Here is a 15217-nt window from a genome sequence, read left to right as displayed (position 1 = left end):
CAACGTACAAATACTTATTTTACCTAGAATATTCAACATACTTTTTATCAATAAAATTATTCTGACTTTCGCTATAATACCTCCGCTCATTTCTATTGTAATAAATAGGCTAATTATGAAAAAAATAAATATCAAAAAAAAAAAAAAACAGGGGAAATATTTTTTAACAGTTCTTTGGTTGTACGTTTTTATATATCTGCAACTTAGTTTTGCAGCAAGACCACTTAACACAGATGATGCGGATATTATCAGAAAAAATCATTGTCAAGTTGAAACATGGGTTAACGTAGGACAAAATGATACTAGCGAACTATGGGCTGTACCGACATGCAATCTCTTTTGGAACACAGAAGTCAGTTTAGGCGGTATGATAGGGATAGAAACAAACATACTACAATTTCAAATCAAAAAACTTTTTGTTGATATTAAGCAAAAAGGTTGGGGTATTGCATTAACAATCGGTAACACTTATATCCATTGGATTAATAACAATAAAATTAATAACAATGAAGGTAATAACACACACTTTAATATCCCTGTAAGTATCGAATTATGGAAATCAAGAATCATTGGACATATAAGCATGGGATTTAATATCTTAAACTTCAATTTCAAGCATTCCACTATAACTTTAGGAGCTGGTTTAGAAACTTTTGTGCTACCTGATTCTCTATCTCTTTTAGGAGAAATATATTGGATACGTGCCTTTGATAATGTGCTATATCAAATTGGAGTACAAACATGGCTGGTTAAAAATATTTTACAAATAAACCTAACCTATGGCAATGATTTCTCTGGGCAAAACCATTTTGTAAGCTTGGGTTTCAGAATTTTAAGTGCCAAATTATTTTAATCTTTGATTACTGTCTATCCAATTTGCTACTATCATTAAAGTTACGTAAAGTTACATGTTGTATATAAAACAACTTAGCACAAAATTACCATAAATTCCAACACCTCTTTTACAATAACCCCAAAAATTCATTGTTAATTTTCTTCTTTTTTAAATATTTTATTGTAACTATTTACAATATTCATTATCAATAAATATCATATAACCATAATCTACAATAAAAACACAAGGAACACTATGGGGAATACAACAAACACGACTCGCATACAGCGCGATATTACTAAAGGACAAAGGATACGTTCTATTCTGGCTGCTAGCTCGGGGAACTTTGTAGAATGGTTTGATTTTTATATTTATCTTTCTTTGGCAACTTATTTTACACATCATTTTTTTGATTCTCAAGATGAAACTATGAACTTAATAAAAAGCTTTGGCGTATTCGCACTAGGGTTTTTTATGCGTCCTATTGGCAGTTTGATTTTTGGTTCATGGGCAGACAAAATAGGCAGACAAAAAACTATGGTTTATGCAATTATCTTGATGTCTGTGGGAAATTTCATGATAGCATTCACGCCATCAAAAGAACAAATTGGAATCTGGGCGGCAATTTTACTTGTGATAGCACGTATGATACAAGGGTTGTCTGTAGGTGGTGAGGGCGGCTTAGTAGCGACTTACATTTCCGAAATGTCAACTAAGGGGAATCGGGGATTCTTCTCCTCATTTCAATATGTAACGCTGATTGCCGCCCAATTTGTCGCGCTCGGATGTGTATGGGCTGCCGTAAGCTTTTTTGGTACAGAACGAATGCAACAAGAGGCTTGGCGATATTTATTCATCCTAGCTGGAATACTCGCTCTTGGATCCTTATTCCTTCGAGCAAACATGCACGAAAGCGCAAAAGAGCTAGATAGACAAGATTCACAAAGAGGTTCTCTAAAAATGTTATGGCAATATCGCAAATATTGCGTACTTGTTTTTGGACTAACTGCGGCTGGAAGTATGTGTTACTATAACTTCACTGCCTATATGCACACCTTCCTTGAGAAAAGTGCCTTTTTTGATAAAGATAAAGCGTATATGATTGCTATGTGCGGCTTAGGATTCGGAATGATCATTCAGCCATTTATGGGAATGATAGGAGATAAAATTGGTGTAAAAAAAATGCTTTCACTTTTTAGTGGATTAGGAATCATTGCCGTGTTTCCTTTAATGACAGGTATTATTAAGTGTGGTCCTCAAGGATTTTTCAATAGTCCGTTGTTAGCCTTTATTTTCATTGCCTTGGGACTGACAATCTCTGGATTTTACACTTCTATTGCAGGTATTGCTAAAGCCACTCTTTTCCCTGAAAAAATCCGTGCCTTAGGTACAGGATTCCCTTATGCTATCGCTGTCGCGTGCTTTGGTGGTACTGTGCCTAGTGTGGCGTTATGGTTTAAAGCAGGCGGTCCATACGGGAATGAAATTGTAGACGGAAAAGTGGTAAATCTTATTTTGGGACTACCAGAATGGGGATATTTTATCTATATTATGTTTTTCTTATTTTGTTGTTTTATAGTTGCAATGAATATTCCTAAAGAAACCGAGCTAGAAAAACAAAACGATTAACAAACTCTTCTGATGTACTTAAATACTTAATATGGCAATCAAAACAACTAGATATGGTTCTGTATGTAGCATGGCATTGCCATTGATAAGGGTGCAAAGCAGCATTTACAAAGTGCATTAAGGACGTAGTTACATCTTTCTGCGCTTTTTACACTTTTCTACGCTACGCGCGTACTGCCTCATAAAATACTCTATTGGCGATAGAATCAAATTTACGAATGTTAAGAGCATGCAAGCTCAATTCAATAGCATTAAGAACAAACGCCATTTCATGTAGAGGAATATATCCCATTTGATTGATTCGGAAAATTTTATTTTTTAAATGATCTTGCCCGTTAGCTACATTGATATTATATTGCTCTTTAAGCATGCTAATAATATCTTTAGCAAGTGGAGATTCTATAACAGTCATACTTTTTGAAGGAACTTTTGGATAAATCTTTAAGGTAAGTGCTTGCATTGCTTCAGACACGGCATTGGCAATAGTCGCCGTATAACAATAAACATCTTGCATTGTAAGCTTTTGAGAATGCAATCTATCAAAATAAGCCTTTAATCCTATGATGATGGACGTTGGAGCGGTATAGGCTGTTGTATTATTGCGTTGGTTTTTTAACTCTCTTGCAAGATTGAAATAATATCCGCTTGAATTTGATTCTATAAAATCAACTGCAACATCACTTAAGCCTATAATAGCAAGCCCAGGTGGCAACATAAAAGCCTTTTGACTTCCACCAATTAATGCGTCAATATATGTTATATCAATCTCTTCAACACCAATAGCAGTAATCCCGTCGGCTATTGTGAAAACATGAGGATAATTCTCTTTAATAAACGCAAAAACTTCCTTATAAGGATGAGCCAAGCCGCCAGCAGATTCACATATTTGCAAGCAGACGCATTCAATGTCTTTATGATTTTGCATGTGTTGTACAACCTCTTCGATAGAGACAGGAGTATCCCATTCGTTGCTAATCTCAACAACCTCCCTCTGCAATGCCCTACCAATTGCGCCAAATCTTTGACCAAACTTTCCGCTGTTGATAGTAAGGATCTTTTTACGCGAAAAATTACTAATACATGCCTCCATAGCACCAGTACCACTGCTTGCTAACATTAAAACTTCGGTCATTTGTAACATATTTAGTAAAGATTCTCTTACTTGCATAAAGATAGATTCGAACTCTTTGGTTCTATGATGCAATGTAGGTTCTGCCATAGCAACACGTAGAGGCTCTGGAGATGGTGTAGGACCTGGTGTGAAAAGCAACGGAGTAGTGAAATTTTTAACGATAGCATTCTGTACTTTCATTTTTTTCCTTAAAAAATTATTTGCCAAAGTATAGCAAAATGTAAGGTGTAGTTTAAGTAATTTATAGTATGCTTACGAGCATAGACAAATCATTGATAGGATTTGTGATTTTTATCCATAAAGGAAAAACAATGAGTATTGGAATATTTTTCGGAAGCGATAATGGCACAACAACCGATGTATGCGAAAGACTAGCAAGCAAATTAGGTGGAGCAGATTTGGTTGATGTCGCAAATGCTTCATCTGATGATATAGCAAAATACAATAAAATTATCCTCGCAAGCTCTACATGGGGGGATGGCGAACTACAAAGCGATTGGGAAAGTTTCGCAGAATCCCTAGAGGGAACAAGCTTTGATGGCAAAAGCGTTGCATTATTGGGATTAGGCGATTCTGATGGGTATAGCGAAACTTTCTGTGATGCGCTCTACCATCTGAAAAACGCTGCAAAGGGCGCAAAAATTATTGGTTCAACTTCAACCGATGGCTATGAATTTGATTCTTCCAAAGGCGTAGAAAACGGTAAATTTGTAGGTTTAGCCATAGATGAAATCAATCAAGATGATAAAACTGACGAACGACTCGATGCTTGGGTTAAGACTCTTAAGGAATCTGGATTCTAAGCACTCCACTCTTCCTAAACTAAACTTCTAAAACCTTGAATGAAAGACATAGGTAAAACCTACCTTATGTTTTCATGCTCTCTTCCTCTTAATCTACATACTATTCACGCTAACAATCAAAAATGCCTGTTTATCTTTACATTATTTATCCATAAAAATGTGCTGATTTGACCTTATACGGACAATATTTAGCGAATCTCTATGAACTTGCCAGGTTAAAATTAATCGATAAAAGGAAACGACAAGCATTGAAATATTTTGAAGGAAGATGAATAATAACAATAGTTTAATGCCCACAAATCCCCATAACTCAACTATACAAGATGTTTTTTAAGCCCTAAGTATATGGAGATTCTCAAGATTCTAGAATCCAATCTTGACTAAAATTAAAAATGCCGTCTAAACTCTACATAATATAGCTTCTACCTAAACTCACATGATATTGCGGATAGTTTTGATAAGTGGCATACCATGAATCAAAGAAGTTCTGATACCAAGATTCACTTTATAACGAGAATTCCACACTTAAATCGCTAAGGAAATAGCCATCTTTATCATGATTCCCACTAGAATCTATACTTTCAGCAAAATAAACGTTATCAAACAACACACTCAAAAAGCGAGAATCTCACCACTCACACTTTTAATACTATACGTGCAGAATCTTTACTTGGTATTTTTGTAATAATGTTAACTACTCCACCTCGCGTACCATTCCCATAAACAACGGCACCAAAGTAACACTTCGATAGATTGAATATCTTCAACGTCGATATTATTATAAGGTGGAATACCGTGTTTGGACTAACAACACTCATTTTGATCATAATTTTTCTTTACTTATCATTTATTTTATTCATTCAATCAAAAATGCAGAGTAATGTTTTATTGCTATTAATCATTGTACTTGAAATCATGTCATACAATTGCCTGAAGTCTTTATTTGTTTAAGTAATATCATTACAACATAGTATCTATAATAGTTTGACTTATTCTCGAAAGTTTAGAAAACTTACACGCCATAGTACTTTTAATGAAAAACGGAGAAATTCAAAGAAATTGAGAAGAAAACCGTATTTTGATTAATTATTGATAAATGTAGTCATATCCACAAGTCTTTGCGCATATCCCATTTCATTATCGTACCATGCAAGAATTTTTGCATGCTTCCTGTCAACTACAACGGTTTTATCTGGAACAACAATCGCGCTAAAGGAAGAACCAATAAAATCACTTGAGACTCTCTGCTCATCATCAACCAAAATAATGCCTTTCATTGTGGAATCTTGTACCTTATAGAAGACATTGTTGATAGAATCTTTGTCTGTGCTTTGTTGAAGATTCACACTTATATCTACCAAGCTTACATCTGGGGTAGGAACGCGAACGGAAATGCCATTTAATTTACCATTCAAATGTGGCAATACTAATCCTATAGCCTTTGCTGCTCCAGTGCTAGTAGGAATCATATTAAGTGTTGCTGCCCTTGCCCTTCTTAAATCTTTATGTTTTACATCGAGCAGATTCTGATCATTGGTATAGCTATGGATAGTCGTCATCAATCCGTTTTCTATGCCAAAATGTTCGTCAAGCACTTTAACGAGCGGGGCTAGGCAATTTGTTGTACAAGAAGCATTAGAAATTATATTTTCACCGTTATATTGCTGATGATTCACACCATAAACAAAAGTAGGAACATTATCCGCAGGCGCAGAAATAATAACCTTTTGAACATGATTTCTAATATGTGCTTTAGCCTTATCAAGAGAGTTGAATTTCCCTGTACACTCAATAACACAAGTAGCCCTACCAAAATCAAGCTTCGCCGGATCTCTATCATTTAATACCTTAACGTTCTGGCTATTATCTAATGTTAAAGTATTGGAATCTTGTTTTGTTGCTTGAAAAACGCCATGCACAGAATCATAGCGCAAGAGATGCATCAACGTGTCAATATCAGCCGTACTATTCATTGCAACCAATTCCATATCTTCTCTCAATGCGACAATCCTTGCAACACATAACCCGATTCGCCCTGTTCCATTAATCGCAACTTTAATGCTCATGCTTAATCCTCAAATCTATCCTAAATTTCTGTTGTTTTATAGCAGATGAATTGTATCAGAAAGTTGCCATTTTTTACACTTTCAAGCAAAAATCACTTGATTTTCATGTAAAAAAAAATTACAATGTTTATTCTTTTTCAAACATATTTTATGATGATTTGAAGAAAATGTTTAATCATAATTTGAGGAGTTCTTATGAATAAAAGTGAATTTATCGCGACTATGAGGGAAATTGGTGAGTATAAAGAAAAGAAAGAAGCTGAAAAAGCCCTAGATTCTTTCATTAAAGCGGTAGAATCTGCTCTAAAAGCAAATAACACAGTGGAGCTAGTAGGCTTTGGAAAATTCGAAAATGTTTGGCAAAAAGGCAAGGAGGGTAAAGTCCCTGGCAGTGATAAAACCTACAAAACAGCAGATAAATGGGTCCCCAAATTCAAACCTGGTAAAGCACTAAAAGATGAAATAGCAAAAATTAAAGCAAAAAAATAAATATATCTTCTCGTAATCGTTTAAAAATAAATAATTTACATTAACAAACATCCTAGATTGCATCTTTGCTTTTATTCAATATTGAGTTAGGTTCCTTATGATAAAATAAGCTTTCAATTTACTTCACAGTATAGAGAGGAGCAAATATGTCGAAACCCACAAGCATATCCCTTATGCAACAAACAAAGAGTATAAGGGATATAAGCATACAATCCAAAAATATTCTCATTCGCGTAGACTTTAACGTTCCTATGGATAAAGATTTTAATATTAGCGATGACACAAGGATGCGGGAAGCACTACCCACGATTAATTATTGCATTGATAATGGTGCAAAAAGCATTGTGTTAGTTAGCCATCTTGGTAGACCAAAAGGGAAAGACGCAAGTTTTTCTCTTAAACATGTTATTAAAAGACTCGAGAGATTGCTGAATAGGGAGGTGTTTTTTGCTGATACCATCGAATCTGCTAAAAAACAACAAGAAATCAACACGCATCAAATTATTCTCTTGGAAAATATCAGATTTTATGAAGGAGAAACAAAGAATGATAAAGAGTTGAGTAGAAAACTAGCCAATCTCTGCGACATTTATGTAAACGATGCGTTTGGAACAAGCCATAGGACTCACGCAAGCACTTATGGCATTGCCGAGTTTGTCTCTCAAAAAGTCGCTGGAATCTTATTAAAAAAAGAAATTGATTCTTTTGCAAAAGTTACCCATAACCCATTACGACCACTTTTATTAATTGTGGGTGGAAGCAAGGTGAGTTCAAAACTACGTCTTTTACATAAGGTACTGAACGTAGTTGATAAGATTATCATAGGAGGTGCTATGAGTAACACATTTCTTATGGCAATGGGGTATGATATGCAAAAAAGTCTTGTAGAACAGAATCTTGTCGATGATGCAAAAAATATCATGCAACTGGCTAAGGAAAAAAACGTAAAAATATACTTACCTGTTGATATTGTAAGCACAGATAGCTTAAATCACCCAAAAAATATCCATATTACTCCTTCTCAAGATATTCCAGAGCATTGTATTGCAGCAGACATTGGACCTGCTAGTGTGAAACTTTTTACAGAAGTTATTACTTCTTGCCAGACCGTTATATGGAATGGTCCACTTGGCGTGTATGAAATTAACCAATTTTCGCGTGGAACATTTAATCTAGCGCACACTTTAGCAAACACCTATGCCTTTAGCTTTATCGGTGGAGGAGACACTACTGATGCTATCGATAAAGCTGGGCAAAGAGACAATATGAGCTTTATTTCCACAGGAGGAGGTGCAAGCTTAGAGCTTTTAGAAGGAAATATACTCCCTACCTTTGAAGTACTAGATAAAAAGTAAGTATTCTTGGAATAATTAACCCTCTATTTTCTTTTGCAAAATTGCGTATCCCTCTTTTTTTTTTTTTTGTAATACAGTATGATTCCCTTTCATATTGGATTTATTAATACGATATGCAGAAAATCTCTCAAATTATTACGTGTTAATAACGGTATTGTTCTTATCTTCATATTTTTATTTTAAATAATATCATATACGCGATTATATAAATATTGTCTATGATATCTATATATAATATTAATAATTACTTGATAAAATTTATGATTTAACTTTAAATATTAAGGAAAAATAATGTTTTTTAAGACAAATCAAATTAAACAGGAACTCTTAGAGTTAAAACAAAACCTTGCAAATCAAGAAGCTATTTTAACAGCAATTAATCGTTCTATGGCAACTATAGAATTTGATTTAAATGGCACAATTATCAATGCAAATGAAAATTTTTTAAAGACTATGGGTTATACACTAGATGAAATTAAAGGTAAACATCACAGAATCTTTTGTGACTCAAACTATGTTAGCAGCAATGAATATATTAGCTTTTGGAATAATCTCGCAAAAGGCGAATTTCAAAGTGGAGTATTTCTAAGAATCAAACATAATAGCAATCCAGTATGGCTAGAGGCAACATACAATCCAATTTTTAATGAAAATGGAAAGGCGATAAAAGTTATTAAATTTGCCTCTGATGTTACACAAGCTAAAATAAAAGCAAATGACACAGAAAGCATTATCAAGGCAATTAATCGTTCTATGGCAGTCATAGAATTTGATTTAAATGGCACAATTATCAATGCAAATGAAAATTTTTTAAAGACTATGGGTTATACACTAGATGAAATTAAAGGTAAACATCATTCCTTATTTGTTGAACAAAATTATACATCATCTCCAGATTACAAGAGGTTTTGGGATACCCTAAGAAGCGGACAATTTCAAAGTGGTAAATTCACTAGAATAGGTAAAAACGCTCAAAAAGTCTATCTCGAAGCAAGCTATAACCCGATAGTTGACTTACATGGAAAGGTTTCTAAGGTTATCAAATTTGCAACAGATATTTCTGAACAAGTTAACACTGATAAAGAACGAAGTCGGATAGCTATTGAATTGGCTTCGCAAAATGATTCTCTAAGCAATGAAGGTGCTCAAGCGATACAAACCACGACTTCTAATATTCAACATATTGCAGAAATTATGCAAACAAGTTCAAACTTAGTGCAACAGCTCAATGCGCAATCAGATGAAATCACATCCATTATTCAAACTATCAAAGATATTGCAGACCAAACCAATCTCTTAGCATTAAATGCCGCAATAGAAGCCGCACGTGCAGGTGAACATGGCAGAGGCTTTGCAGTCGTAGCCGATGAAGTGCGAAAACTTGCCGAAAGAACAAGCAGATCTATTTCAGAAATCACAGCGACCATCAATTCTATTCGAGATGTTACATCGCAAGTTGTTGGTAGCATTGAGGAATCAATTAGTGAAGTAAACTCCAGTGTAGAATTAGCAAACCAGACAAAAGAAGTGATGGAAAAAATTTGTGCTAGCTCAAATTCAGTCGCAAAAGCCATAACAAATACATAATATACAATATCATTTCCATGCGACACACACAAAGATTCTAGATTTCAAGAGACATTAATATAATCAAAATAAGAATCTTATTTGACAATAATGTCTAGCATAAAATTTTCTTAGAATCAGCTTAATTATTACAAAGTAACCTCTCTTTTGTTAAGCCCCTCTTTTCTACACAACATTATTTAAATAAATCAGCTATGATTTAGAATATCAGCAAAAGGGGGATTTATGGTATTACAAAATAACACGTTTACTGCCAAAACTTCTAATGAAAATACAAAGGCTAATACAGAAAATACAAAAACCAACGCAATATTCATGCAGCAATCTACACCTACTATCGAATCACAAAACAATACACTTCACACGTCAGAATCTTCAAACAAACAAACATCAAATGCAACACATAAGTCAATATTCTTATTTCAAAAAACACAAAAACAACTCGAAAGAATTGCAAATTTAAGCATATTTGATGAACAAATATTAGAAAAAGGATTGAGATTCGACTCTCTTGATACAGGAGATTCTCCATTTTTTAAAGTATATTTAGGTTCTACTCTTTATCTCGCTTGTGCGTACAATCACATTGTCGACGAGCGAACATTTACCAAAATACAAGCACCAGCCTTGCATTTTATTAAATGCCAAGAAATCCAAACAATAAACACAGAATATCTCAAAATATGCACTCCAAAAATCAACGCATTTGATTATAGAGTCCGATCTCATGGAGTAGATACAAGATTATTCTATGAACATCCTTTAAAAATTTGCCCTTTTTGCATACTTGCTTTTTGTAAAATTCTTAGTAAAAAATACAAAAAAGAGATTTCGCATACCAGTGTAAAACAAGAAGAAATTTTGAATGCGATATTCCAAAATACACTTAAAGATATTGTGCTATAATCACATGCGGATTAGTTAAAAAGGAAAAAAATGATAGCTTCACTTATTATGCTGCACATATATGACAAAATTCCACATGAAAGCATACCGCTCATTAAAGATAAACTAAATAAACTTGATAAGTTGGGATTAGCGAAATTTATATTGCGATTACCATTGCTACGTCTTTATAATATTGAAGTCGTTTTTTGGATAGGCGGTGTATTACTTGGTATGTTGGGCATAGGTCGTTTTATGATTGGTGATAAACTCATTGGTACTCTAAAAATAACACTTTTGGGGCTTTCTTACTGTATCATGCTAGCTGGTTCGATTATAGGTGAATTTACAGAATATAAACTACTTACTTTCATTCTCATTACTATTGGTTATATAGGATTTATTATGGTTGCTATATGGTGGATAGTTGATATTTTTCTCCTTGGGACGAAAACACGTAGAAAAAATTTAAGCAAAATATTAATGTCTTTCCAAATAAAATAACCCTTATCACACCAAATAGCTCTAATAATTTTAATAATTTATGCTTTATTGGAATCTGCTGAATAACTAAATCCAAGAAGGAATGTTATGATACATATTGATACGATAACAAATATAATCAAGCATAAATTCACTAGAAAAACATTAATAATATTCCTATTAGCATTGCCAATTGAATCATATACCCTAGAGCAAAAAGGATATAAGTCCAATTCTGGAAATTTACAATACAAATATATAGAAACAGATGATCAAATTGACGAAGCTACTATCATGCAAAAACAAAAAGGTTTATATCAGAAAAATCATCAACAAGATTCCATAAACAATAAGCAATCACATACAAATGAGCAAAATCCGTATAGCTCATGTCATTGTCAATTGATGCAAGAATGTAAGGCAAAAATTTGTATTTTTTATTGCAATTGCTTAGTAAATGATATACCGTTTATCAAATATGTTTTTGAAGATTCGACAATTGAAAAAGCTTACTTGGACAGATTGGAAATTACAGATTTTAAGGATTTTTTAGAACCTGTTTTACCAAAAGATAATATAAAAATCGCACATGAACAAGATATTGTTGTAGAATACAAGTGGGAAGGAGAAAATAAGGTGCATATCACATTCTATGAGAGAAATCAATTTGTTGGAGAATTACTTTTTGAAAAAAGTCAAAAACAAGTTACTGTCTATGATAATCTAGCATGGGTAAAACAATAGTTATCAATGAAACATAAGATTCAAGATTCCCTAAAAATTATATAAAAAATAGTAAACTTATCGCTCAACTCAGTTGTGAAACGATTAAAACTACAAACTAAATATTAAGTATATCTGATAAAAGACTAAGAAAGGAATACAAGTATAATCAAATATAATATAAAATAATAGCAGCAATCTTAAAAATAAATAAGGATGAATATACTACTAAACTACTCATTAAGCCCTAAAACAACTTCAAGTTTCTCTTTAAGAACCTGAGGGGTAAATGGCTTCACAATATAATTATTAACTCCGGCTTTTAAAGCAGTAATAACTTCAGATTTACCGCCCTCTGTAGTTACCATAATAATAGGTATATCTTTATATTTATCTTCCGCTCGGACTTTCTTCACTAACTCTAAACCATTCATTTCAGGCATATTCCAATCGGTAATGAGAACATTTATCCCTTCTATGGTCGTCATTTGATTCCACGCGTCTACTCCATGTTCAGCTTCCAAAATATCTTCATATCCTAATCTCTGCAAAGTATTTTTTATGATTCTTCTCATTGTAGAACTATCATCAACTACAAGCAATTTCAACTTCTGCTCCTCACTAGTTTAAACTTTAAGTATCTCATATTGTAACATGTTTTTTTCAACTAAAAAGTAAATTTTAATTTTTTAAAATCAAGCTTCTTCTCATAAAATGCTTTTCCAATAATTAATCCAGATATTTCACTGTAATATTGTAAAGATTCTAATTCCTTTGCACAAGAAAATCCACCACTAGCAATAGTAAAAATACCGCTGCATTTAGCGATATTACAAGTCAAATCTACATTAATTCCAGACAAAAGCCCGTCTCTTCCAATATCCGTGCAAATAATTGCCTCTACATCTGAATTGTAAAATTGTCCTGCAAAATCTAATGCAGAAATATCATTATTTTCAAGCCAACCGCTTGTAGCTACTTTAGAATCTCTAGAATCTATGCTAATAGCTATCGAATATTTGCTTGCCATATCTTTTGCCCAAAATGGATCCTTGAGTGCGGCTGAACCGAGAATAATTCTAGTCGCACCACTCTCTTTGTATCGCTTAATGTATTCCTCATTGCGTATACCACCACCAATTTGAATCTTTAAGGAAGTATCACGAAGAATTCTCTCTATTGTATTAAGATTTTTTGGACTACCTTCAAATGCTCCATTTAAATCTACAATATGAATCCATTTTGCACCACAATCTTCAAAATATTTAGCAAAATCACAAGCTTCACCGTAAACCTTTGTACTTGCAATATCTCCCTTAGTCAAACGTACAGCCTTAGAATCTAGTAAATCAATAGCGGGGAAAATTTCCATAAATATCCTTCTACCAATAATAGAATTATATCATTCTTTGAGATTATCCAACACTGATTGCTTAAGCATTTTATAACGCGACATAATATTGCCATCAAGATTCCCTAAATTTGATGCAATAACTACTCCACCACGCGATATTGCATTATCAGCTTCAAGCTGGACTTTCTCATTATTTTTTAAATTTTCCTTAAGAAAAACATAGTCAATTGGATTCACCTTAATGCCAATTTGAGTGGCTTCCATAATGTTTGACAATAGCGACTTTGTAAGTTCTAATGCAACCTTTTGTGAATTTTCATCAATCTCCTTAATAATCACTTCCTTTGCCATATCTATTGCAATACCACTTAATTCTTTTTCTAAATCTTCTAAATGAGTCTGTGATTGCTTCAAGGTACTTTCTAATGTAATGAGAGATTGAACAATCTTTTCTCGTTCTTGATTAATAAGAGATTCCATTTCCGCTCTTGCTTCATTTTTACCTTCCTCAAAACCTCTTTTGTATGATTCATCATTGGTTTTATTAATTGTTTCTTGCATATCTGCTTGAGATTTCTCAAATTGTATCTGCAACTTTGCTAAGTTGCCAGACAGCTCATCGCTCTTATGCAATAATTTCTCAATCAATTCCTTCTCTAAAGAACTAGTAATTGCATTTTTATCAATTTTATTCTCTAGTTGCCCCGTGTTGGCTTCCTCTTCATAAGAATCTGGAGTCATTTCTTCTTTCTGTTGCACAGGTTTTTGCATCGCCTGTATAGATTTAAATTGGTATTTATTTACAACATGACTACTCATCTGTTCTTCTTGTATAAGATTATGGCTACGAGATAACATCGTCTTGTTCTCCCAACTGGATTAAACCTTGTTCTGAAAGATTCTGAACAATTTCGATAATCTTTCTTTGTGCTGCTTCAATATCACGTACCTTAACTGCTCCAAGGAATTGTATCTCTTCGGCAAACTGTTCGCTTGCTCTAGAACTCATATTGCTCATAAATTTCTGTTTCAACTCGTCTGCGCTAGACTTCAAAGCCAATGCTAAATCTTTCTTATCAGCCACTTTTAATATCTCAACAATTGCAGATTTATCAAGTTTAATCATATCCTCAAATGTAAACATCATTTCTTTAATTTCATTAGCAAGCTGCTCGTCTCTTTGTTCAATCTGGGCAAGAGTTGCTTTTGAGGTTTTTTGTCCCATGCGGTTAAACATTTCCGCAACAGCACGAGGACCACCAACTTCAACTTTATAACTTGTAAGAGATTCAACTTGTTGTTCTAACACAGCCGAAACACGTTTAACAACAGAAGGAGAAATATCGCCTAAATTTGCCATACGAATAGCGATTTCCGCACGCAATTCATCAGTAAAAAATCCTAAGGTTTCAGCTGCACCACCTGAATCCATATGTGCTAAAATCAATGCAATAGTTTGTGGGTGTTCATTCACAATAAAGTCGGCTAGTTGTTGTGGCTTCACCTTGTCAAGATAACCAAAATTCTTTGTAGATTGCATTGTCTTTGCAAGTTTGTCAAGCACTCTTTTGGCAACATCTGGACCGAGCGTACGTATTAACAATTCTCTTGCATAATCAACACCACCAGAATTAATATACTGGTTAGATTGTAAAATTGTATAAAACTCTTCTAAAACAGCTGCCCCAACTGCCTTATCTGTGCCTCCAAGCTGCATAATATGCTTGCTTATTTCTGTAATAGATTCTATATCTAAATGATGAAACACTTCGCTTGTAATTTCTTCACCAACCTGAATAAGCAAGATAGCTACTTTTTCAGACATCGAAAGCTCATCATATTGTGCTCTTTGCTTTTGTGTTAATGTCGTAGCCAT

15 protein-coding genes and 1 pseudogene are annotated in these 15217 nt (G+C 33.6%); 10 read left to right on the top strand and 6 right to left on the bottom strand.

Translation table 11 applies throughout. The features are described 5' to 3' along the window. The first annotated feature begins 115 nt into the window (after positions 1-115). Both CQA66_RS05240 and CQA66_RS05235 read left to right on the top strand, forming a co-directional pair. On the top strand, positions 116-853 hold the full coding sequence (locus CQA66_RS05240; RefSeq protein ID WP_115582561.1) for a hypothetical protein: 738 nt from the start codon (positions 116-118) through the stop codon (positions 851-853). A 237-nt stretch (positions 854-1090) separates the two neighbouring features. After that, positions 1091-2464 carry an MFS transporter gene (locus tag CQA66_RS05235; protein WP_104762311.1) on the top strand — a complete coding sequence of 458 codons (1374 nt, stop codon included), beginning with the start codon at positions 1091-1093 and terminating at the stop codon, positions 2462-2464. 163 nt (positions 2465-2627) lie between these two features. Here CQA66_RS05235 and CQA66_RS05230 read toward each other — a convergent pair whose 3' ends face one another. Beyond that, on the bottom strand, positions 2628-3776 hold the full coding sequence (locus CQA66_RS05230) for a pyridoxal-phosphate-dependent aminotransferase family protein (protein WP_104762310.1): 1149 nt from the start codon (positions 3774-3776) through the stop codon (positions 2628-2630). Positions 3777-3907: 131 nt separating this feature from the next. Here CQA66_RS05230 and CQA66_RS05225 point away from each other — a divergent pair, with 131 nt between their 5' ends. After that, entirely contained in the window at positions 3908-4399 is a 492-nt protein-coding gene (locus tag CQA66_RS05225) for a flavodoxin (RefSeq protein ID WP_104762309.1), read from the top strand. A 1082-nt stretch (positions 4400-5481) separates the two neighbouring features. On the opposite strand, the gene gap is transcribed toward CQA66_RS05225, so the two are convergent. Next, entirely contained in the window at positions 5482-6465 is a 984-nt protein-coding gene (gap, locus tag CQA66_RS05215) for a type I glyceraldehyde-3-phosphate dehydrogenase (RefSeq protein WP_104762307.1), read from the bottom strand. Between the two features lie 195 nt (positions 6466-6660). Here gap and CQA66_RS05210 point away from each other — a divergent pair, with 195 nt between their 5' ends. From CQA66_RS05210 to CQA66_RS05185, 7 genes and pseudogenes are all read left to right on the top strand, one after another. Further along, the gene (locus tag CQA66_RS05210; RefSeq protein WP_104762306.1) at positions 6661-6954 is read left to right on the top strand and encodes an HU family DNA-binding protein; all 294 of its coding nucleotides are present in this window, start codon (positions 6661-6663) and stop codon (positions 6952-6954) included. Between the two features lie 146 nt (positions 6955-7100). Continuing rightward, on the top strand, positions 7101-8309 hold the full coding sequence (locus CQA66_RS05205) for a phosphoglycerate kinase (protein WP_104762305.1): 1209 nt from the start codon (positions 7101-7103) through the stop codon (positions 8307-8309). Positions 8310-8600: 291 nt separating this feature from the next. Continuing rightward, a pseudogene (locus CQA66_RS09690) lies at positions 8601-9380 on the top strand (PAS domain-containing protein); the annotation flags it as partial. Positions 9381-9416: 36 nt separating this feature from the next. After that, positions 9417-9896, top strand: coding sequence for a methyl-accepting chemotaxis protein (locus CQA66_RS09685; protein WP_411698456.1), 480 nt, complete (start codon positions 9417-9419; stop codon positions 9894-9896). A gap of 225 nt (positions 9897-10121) precedes the next feature. Then, complete coding sequence (locus tag CQA66_RS05195; RefSeq protein ID WP_104762303.1) at positions 10122-10802, top strand: hypothetical protein; 681 nt, start codon at positions 10122-10124, stop codon at positions 10800-10802. 30 nt (positions 10803-10832) lie between these two features. Further along, positions 10833-11285: a hypothetical protein gene (locus CQA66_RS05190; RefSeq protein WP_104762302.1), complete on the top strand. Its 453-nt coding sequence runs from the start codon at positions 10833-10835 to the stop codon at positions 11283-11285. A gap of 87 nt (positions 11286-11372) precedes the next feature. Continuing rightward, on the top strand, positions 11373-12008 hold the full coding sequence (locus CQA66_RS05185; protein ID WP_104762301.1) for a hypothetical protein: 636 nt from the start codon (positions 11373-11375) through the stop codon (positions 12006-12008). A gap of 212 nt (positions 12009-12220) precedes the next feature. On the opposite strand, the gene CQA66_RS05180 is transcribed toward CQA66_RS05185, so the two are convergent. From CQA66_RS05180 to fliG, 4 genes are read right to left on the bottom strand one after another with little or no spacing between them, the layout of a single operon-like run. Beyond that, positions 12221-12595, bottom strand: a complete 375-nt coding sequence (locus CQA66_RS05180) for a chemotaxis response regulator CheY (RefSeq protein ID WP_104762300.1) — start codon at positions 12593-12595, stop codon at positions 12221-12223. A 59-nt stretch (positions 12596-12654) separates the two neighbouring features. After that, on the bottom strand, positions 12655-13359 hold the full coding sequence (hisA, locus tag CQA66_RS05175; protein ID WP_104762299.1) for a 1-(5-phosphoribosyl)-5-[(5-phosphoribosylamino)methylideneamino]imidazole-4-carboxamide isomerase: 705 nt from the start codon (positions 13357-13359) through the stop codon (positions 12655-12657). Positions 13360-13389: 30 nt separating this feature from the next. Beyond that, positions 13390-14199 (bottom strand): flagellar assembly protein FliH, encoded by an 810-nt coding sequence (gene fliH / locus CQA66_RS05170; RefSeq protein WP_104762298.1) that lies wholly within the window; start codon positions 14197-14199, stop codon positions 13390-13392. Beyond that, on the bottom strand, positions 14186-15217 hold the full coding sequence (fliG, locus tag CQA66_RS05165) for a flagellar motor switch protein FliG (RefSeq protein WP_104762297.1): 1032 nt from the start codon (positions 15215-15217) through the stop codon (positions 14186-14188). Before fliG ends, fliH begins: the two co-directional genes overlap by 14 nt.

The sequence above is a fragment of the Helicobacter aurati genome (assembly GCF_003364265.1).
In the GTDB taxonomy this organism is placed as follows: Bacteria; Campylobacterota; Campylobacteria; order Campylobacterales; family Helicobacteraceae; genus Helicobacter_A; species Helicobacter_A aurati.
This window is presented reverse-complemented; position numbering and strand designations above follow the sequence as displayed.

Bases quoted from the DNA above. Each gene is read 5' to 3' on its own strand.
- CQA66_RS05240 (WP_115582561.1), top strand. From the start codon at position 116: ATGAAAAAAATAAATATCAAAAAAAAAAAAAAACAGGGGAAATATTTT.
- CQA66_RS05235 (WP_104762311.1), top strand. From the start codon at position 1,091: ATGGGGAATACAACAAACACGACTCGCATACAGCGCGATATTACTAAA.
- CQA66_RS05230 (WP_104762310.1), bottom strand. From the start codon at position 3,776: ATGAAAGTACAGAATGCTATCGTTAAAAATTTCACTACTCCGTTGCTT.
- CQA66_RS05225 (WP_104762309.1), top strand. From the start codon at position 3,908: ATGAGTATTGGAATATTTTTCGGAAGCGATAATGGCACAACAACCGAT.
- gap (WP_104762307.1), bottom strand. From the start codon at position 6,465: ATGAGCATTAAAGTTGCGATTAATGGAACAGGGCGAATCGGGTTATGT.
- CQA66_RS05210 (WP_104762306.1), top strand. From the start codon at position 6,661: ATGAATAAAAGTGAATTTATCGCGACTATGAGGGAAATTGGTGAGTAT.
- CQA66_RS05205 (WP_104762305.1), top strand. From the start codon at position 7,101: ATGTCGAAACCCACAAGCATATCCCTTATGCAACAAACAAAGAGTATA.
- CQA66_RS05195 (WP_104762303.1), top strand. From the start codon at position 10,122: ATGGTATTACAAAATAACACGTTTACTGCCAAAACTTCTAATGAAAAT.
- CQA66_RS05190 (WP_104762302.1), top strand. From the start codon at position 10,833: ATGATAGCTTCACTTATTATGCTGCACATATATGACAAAATTCCACAT.
- CQA66_RS05185 (WP_104762301.1), top strand. From the start codon at position 11,373: ATGATACATATTGATACGATAACAAATATAATCAAGCATAAATTCACT.
- hisA (WP_104762299.1), bottom strand. From the start codon at position 13,359: ATGGAAATTTTCCCCGCTATTGATTTACTAGATTCTAAGGCTGTACGT.
- fliH (WP_104762298.1), bottom strand. From the start codon at position 14,199: ATGTTATCTCGTAGCCATAATCTTATACAAGAAGAACAGATGAGTAGT.
- fliG (WP_104762297.1), bottom strand. From the start codon at position 15,217: ATGGCTACGACATTAACACAAAAGCAAAGAGCACAATATGATGAGCTT.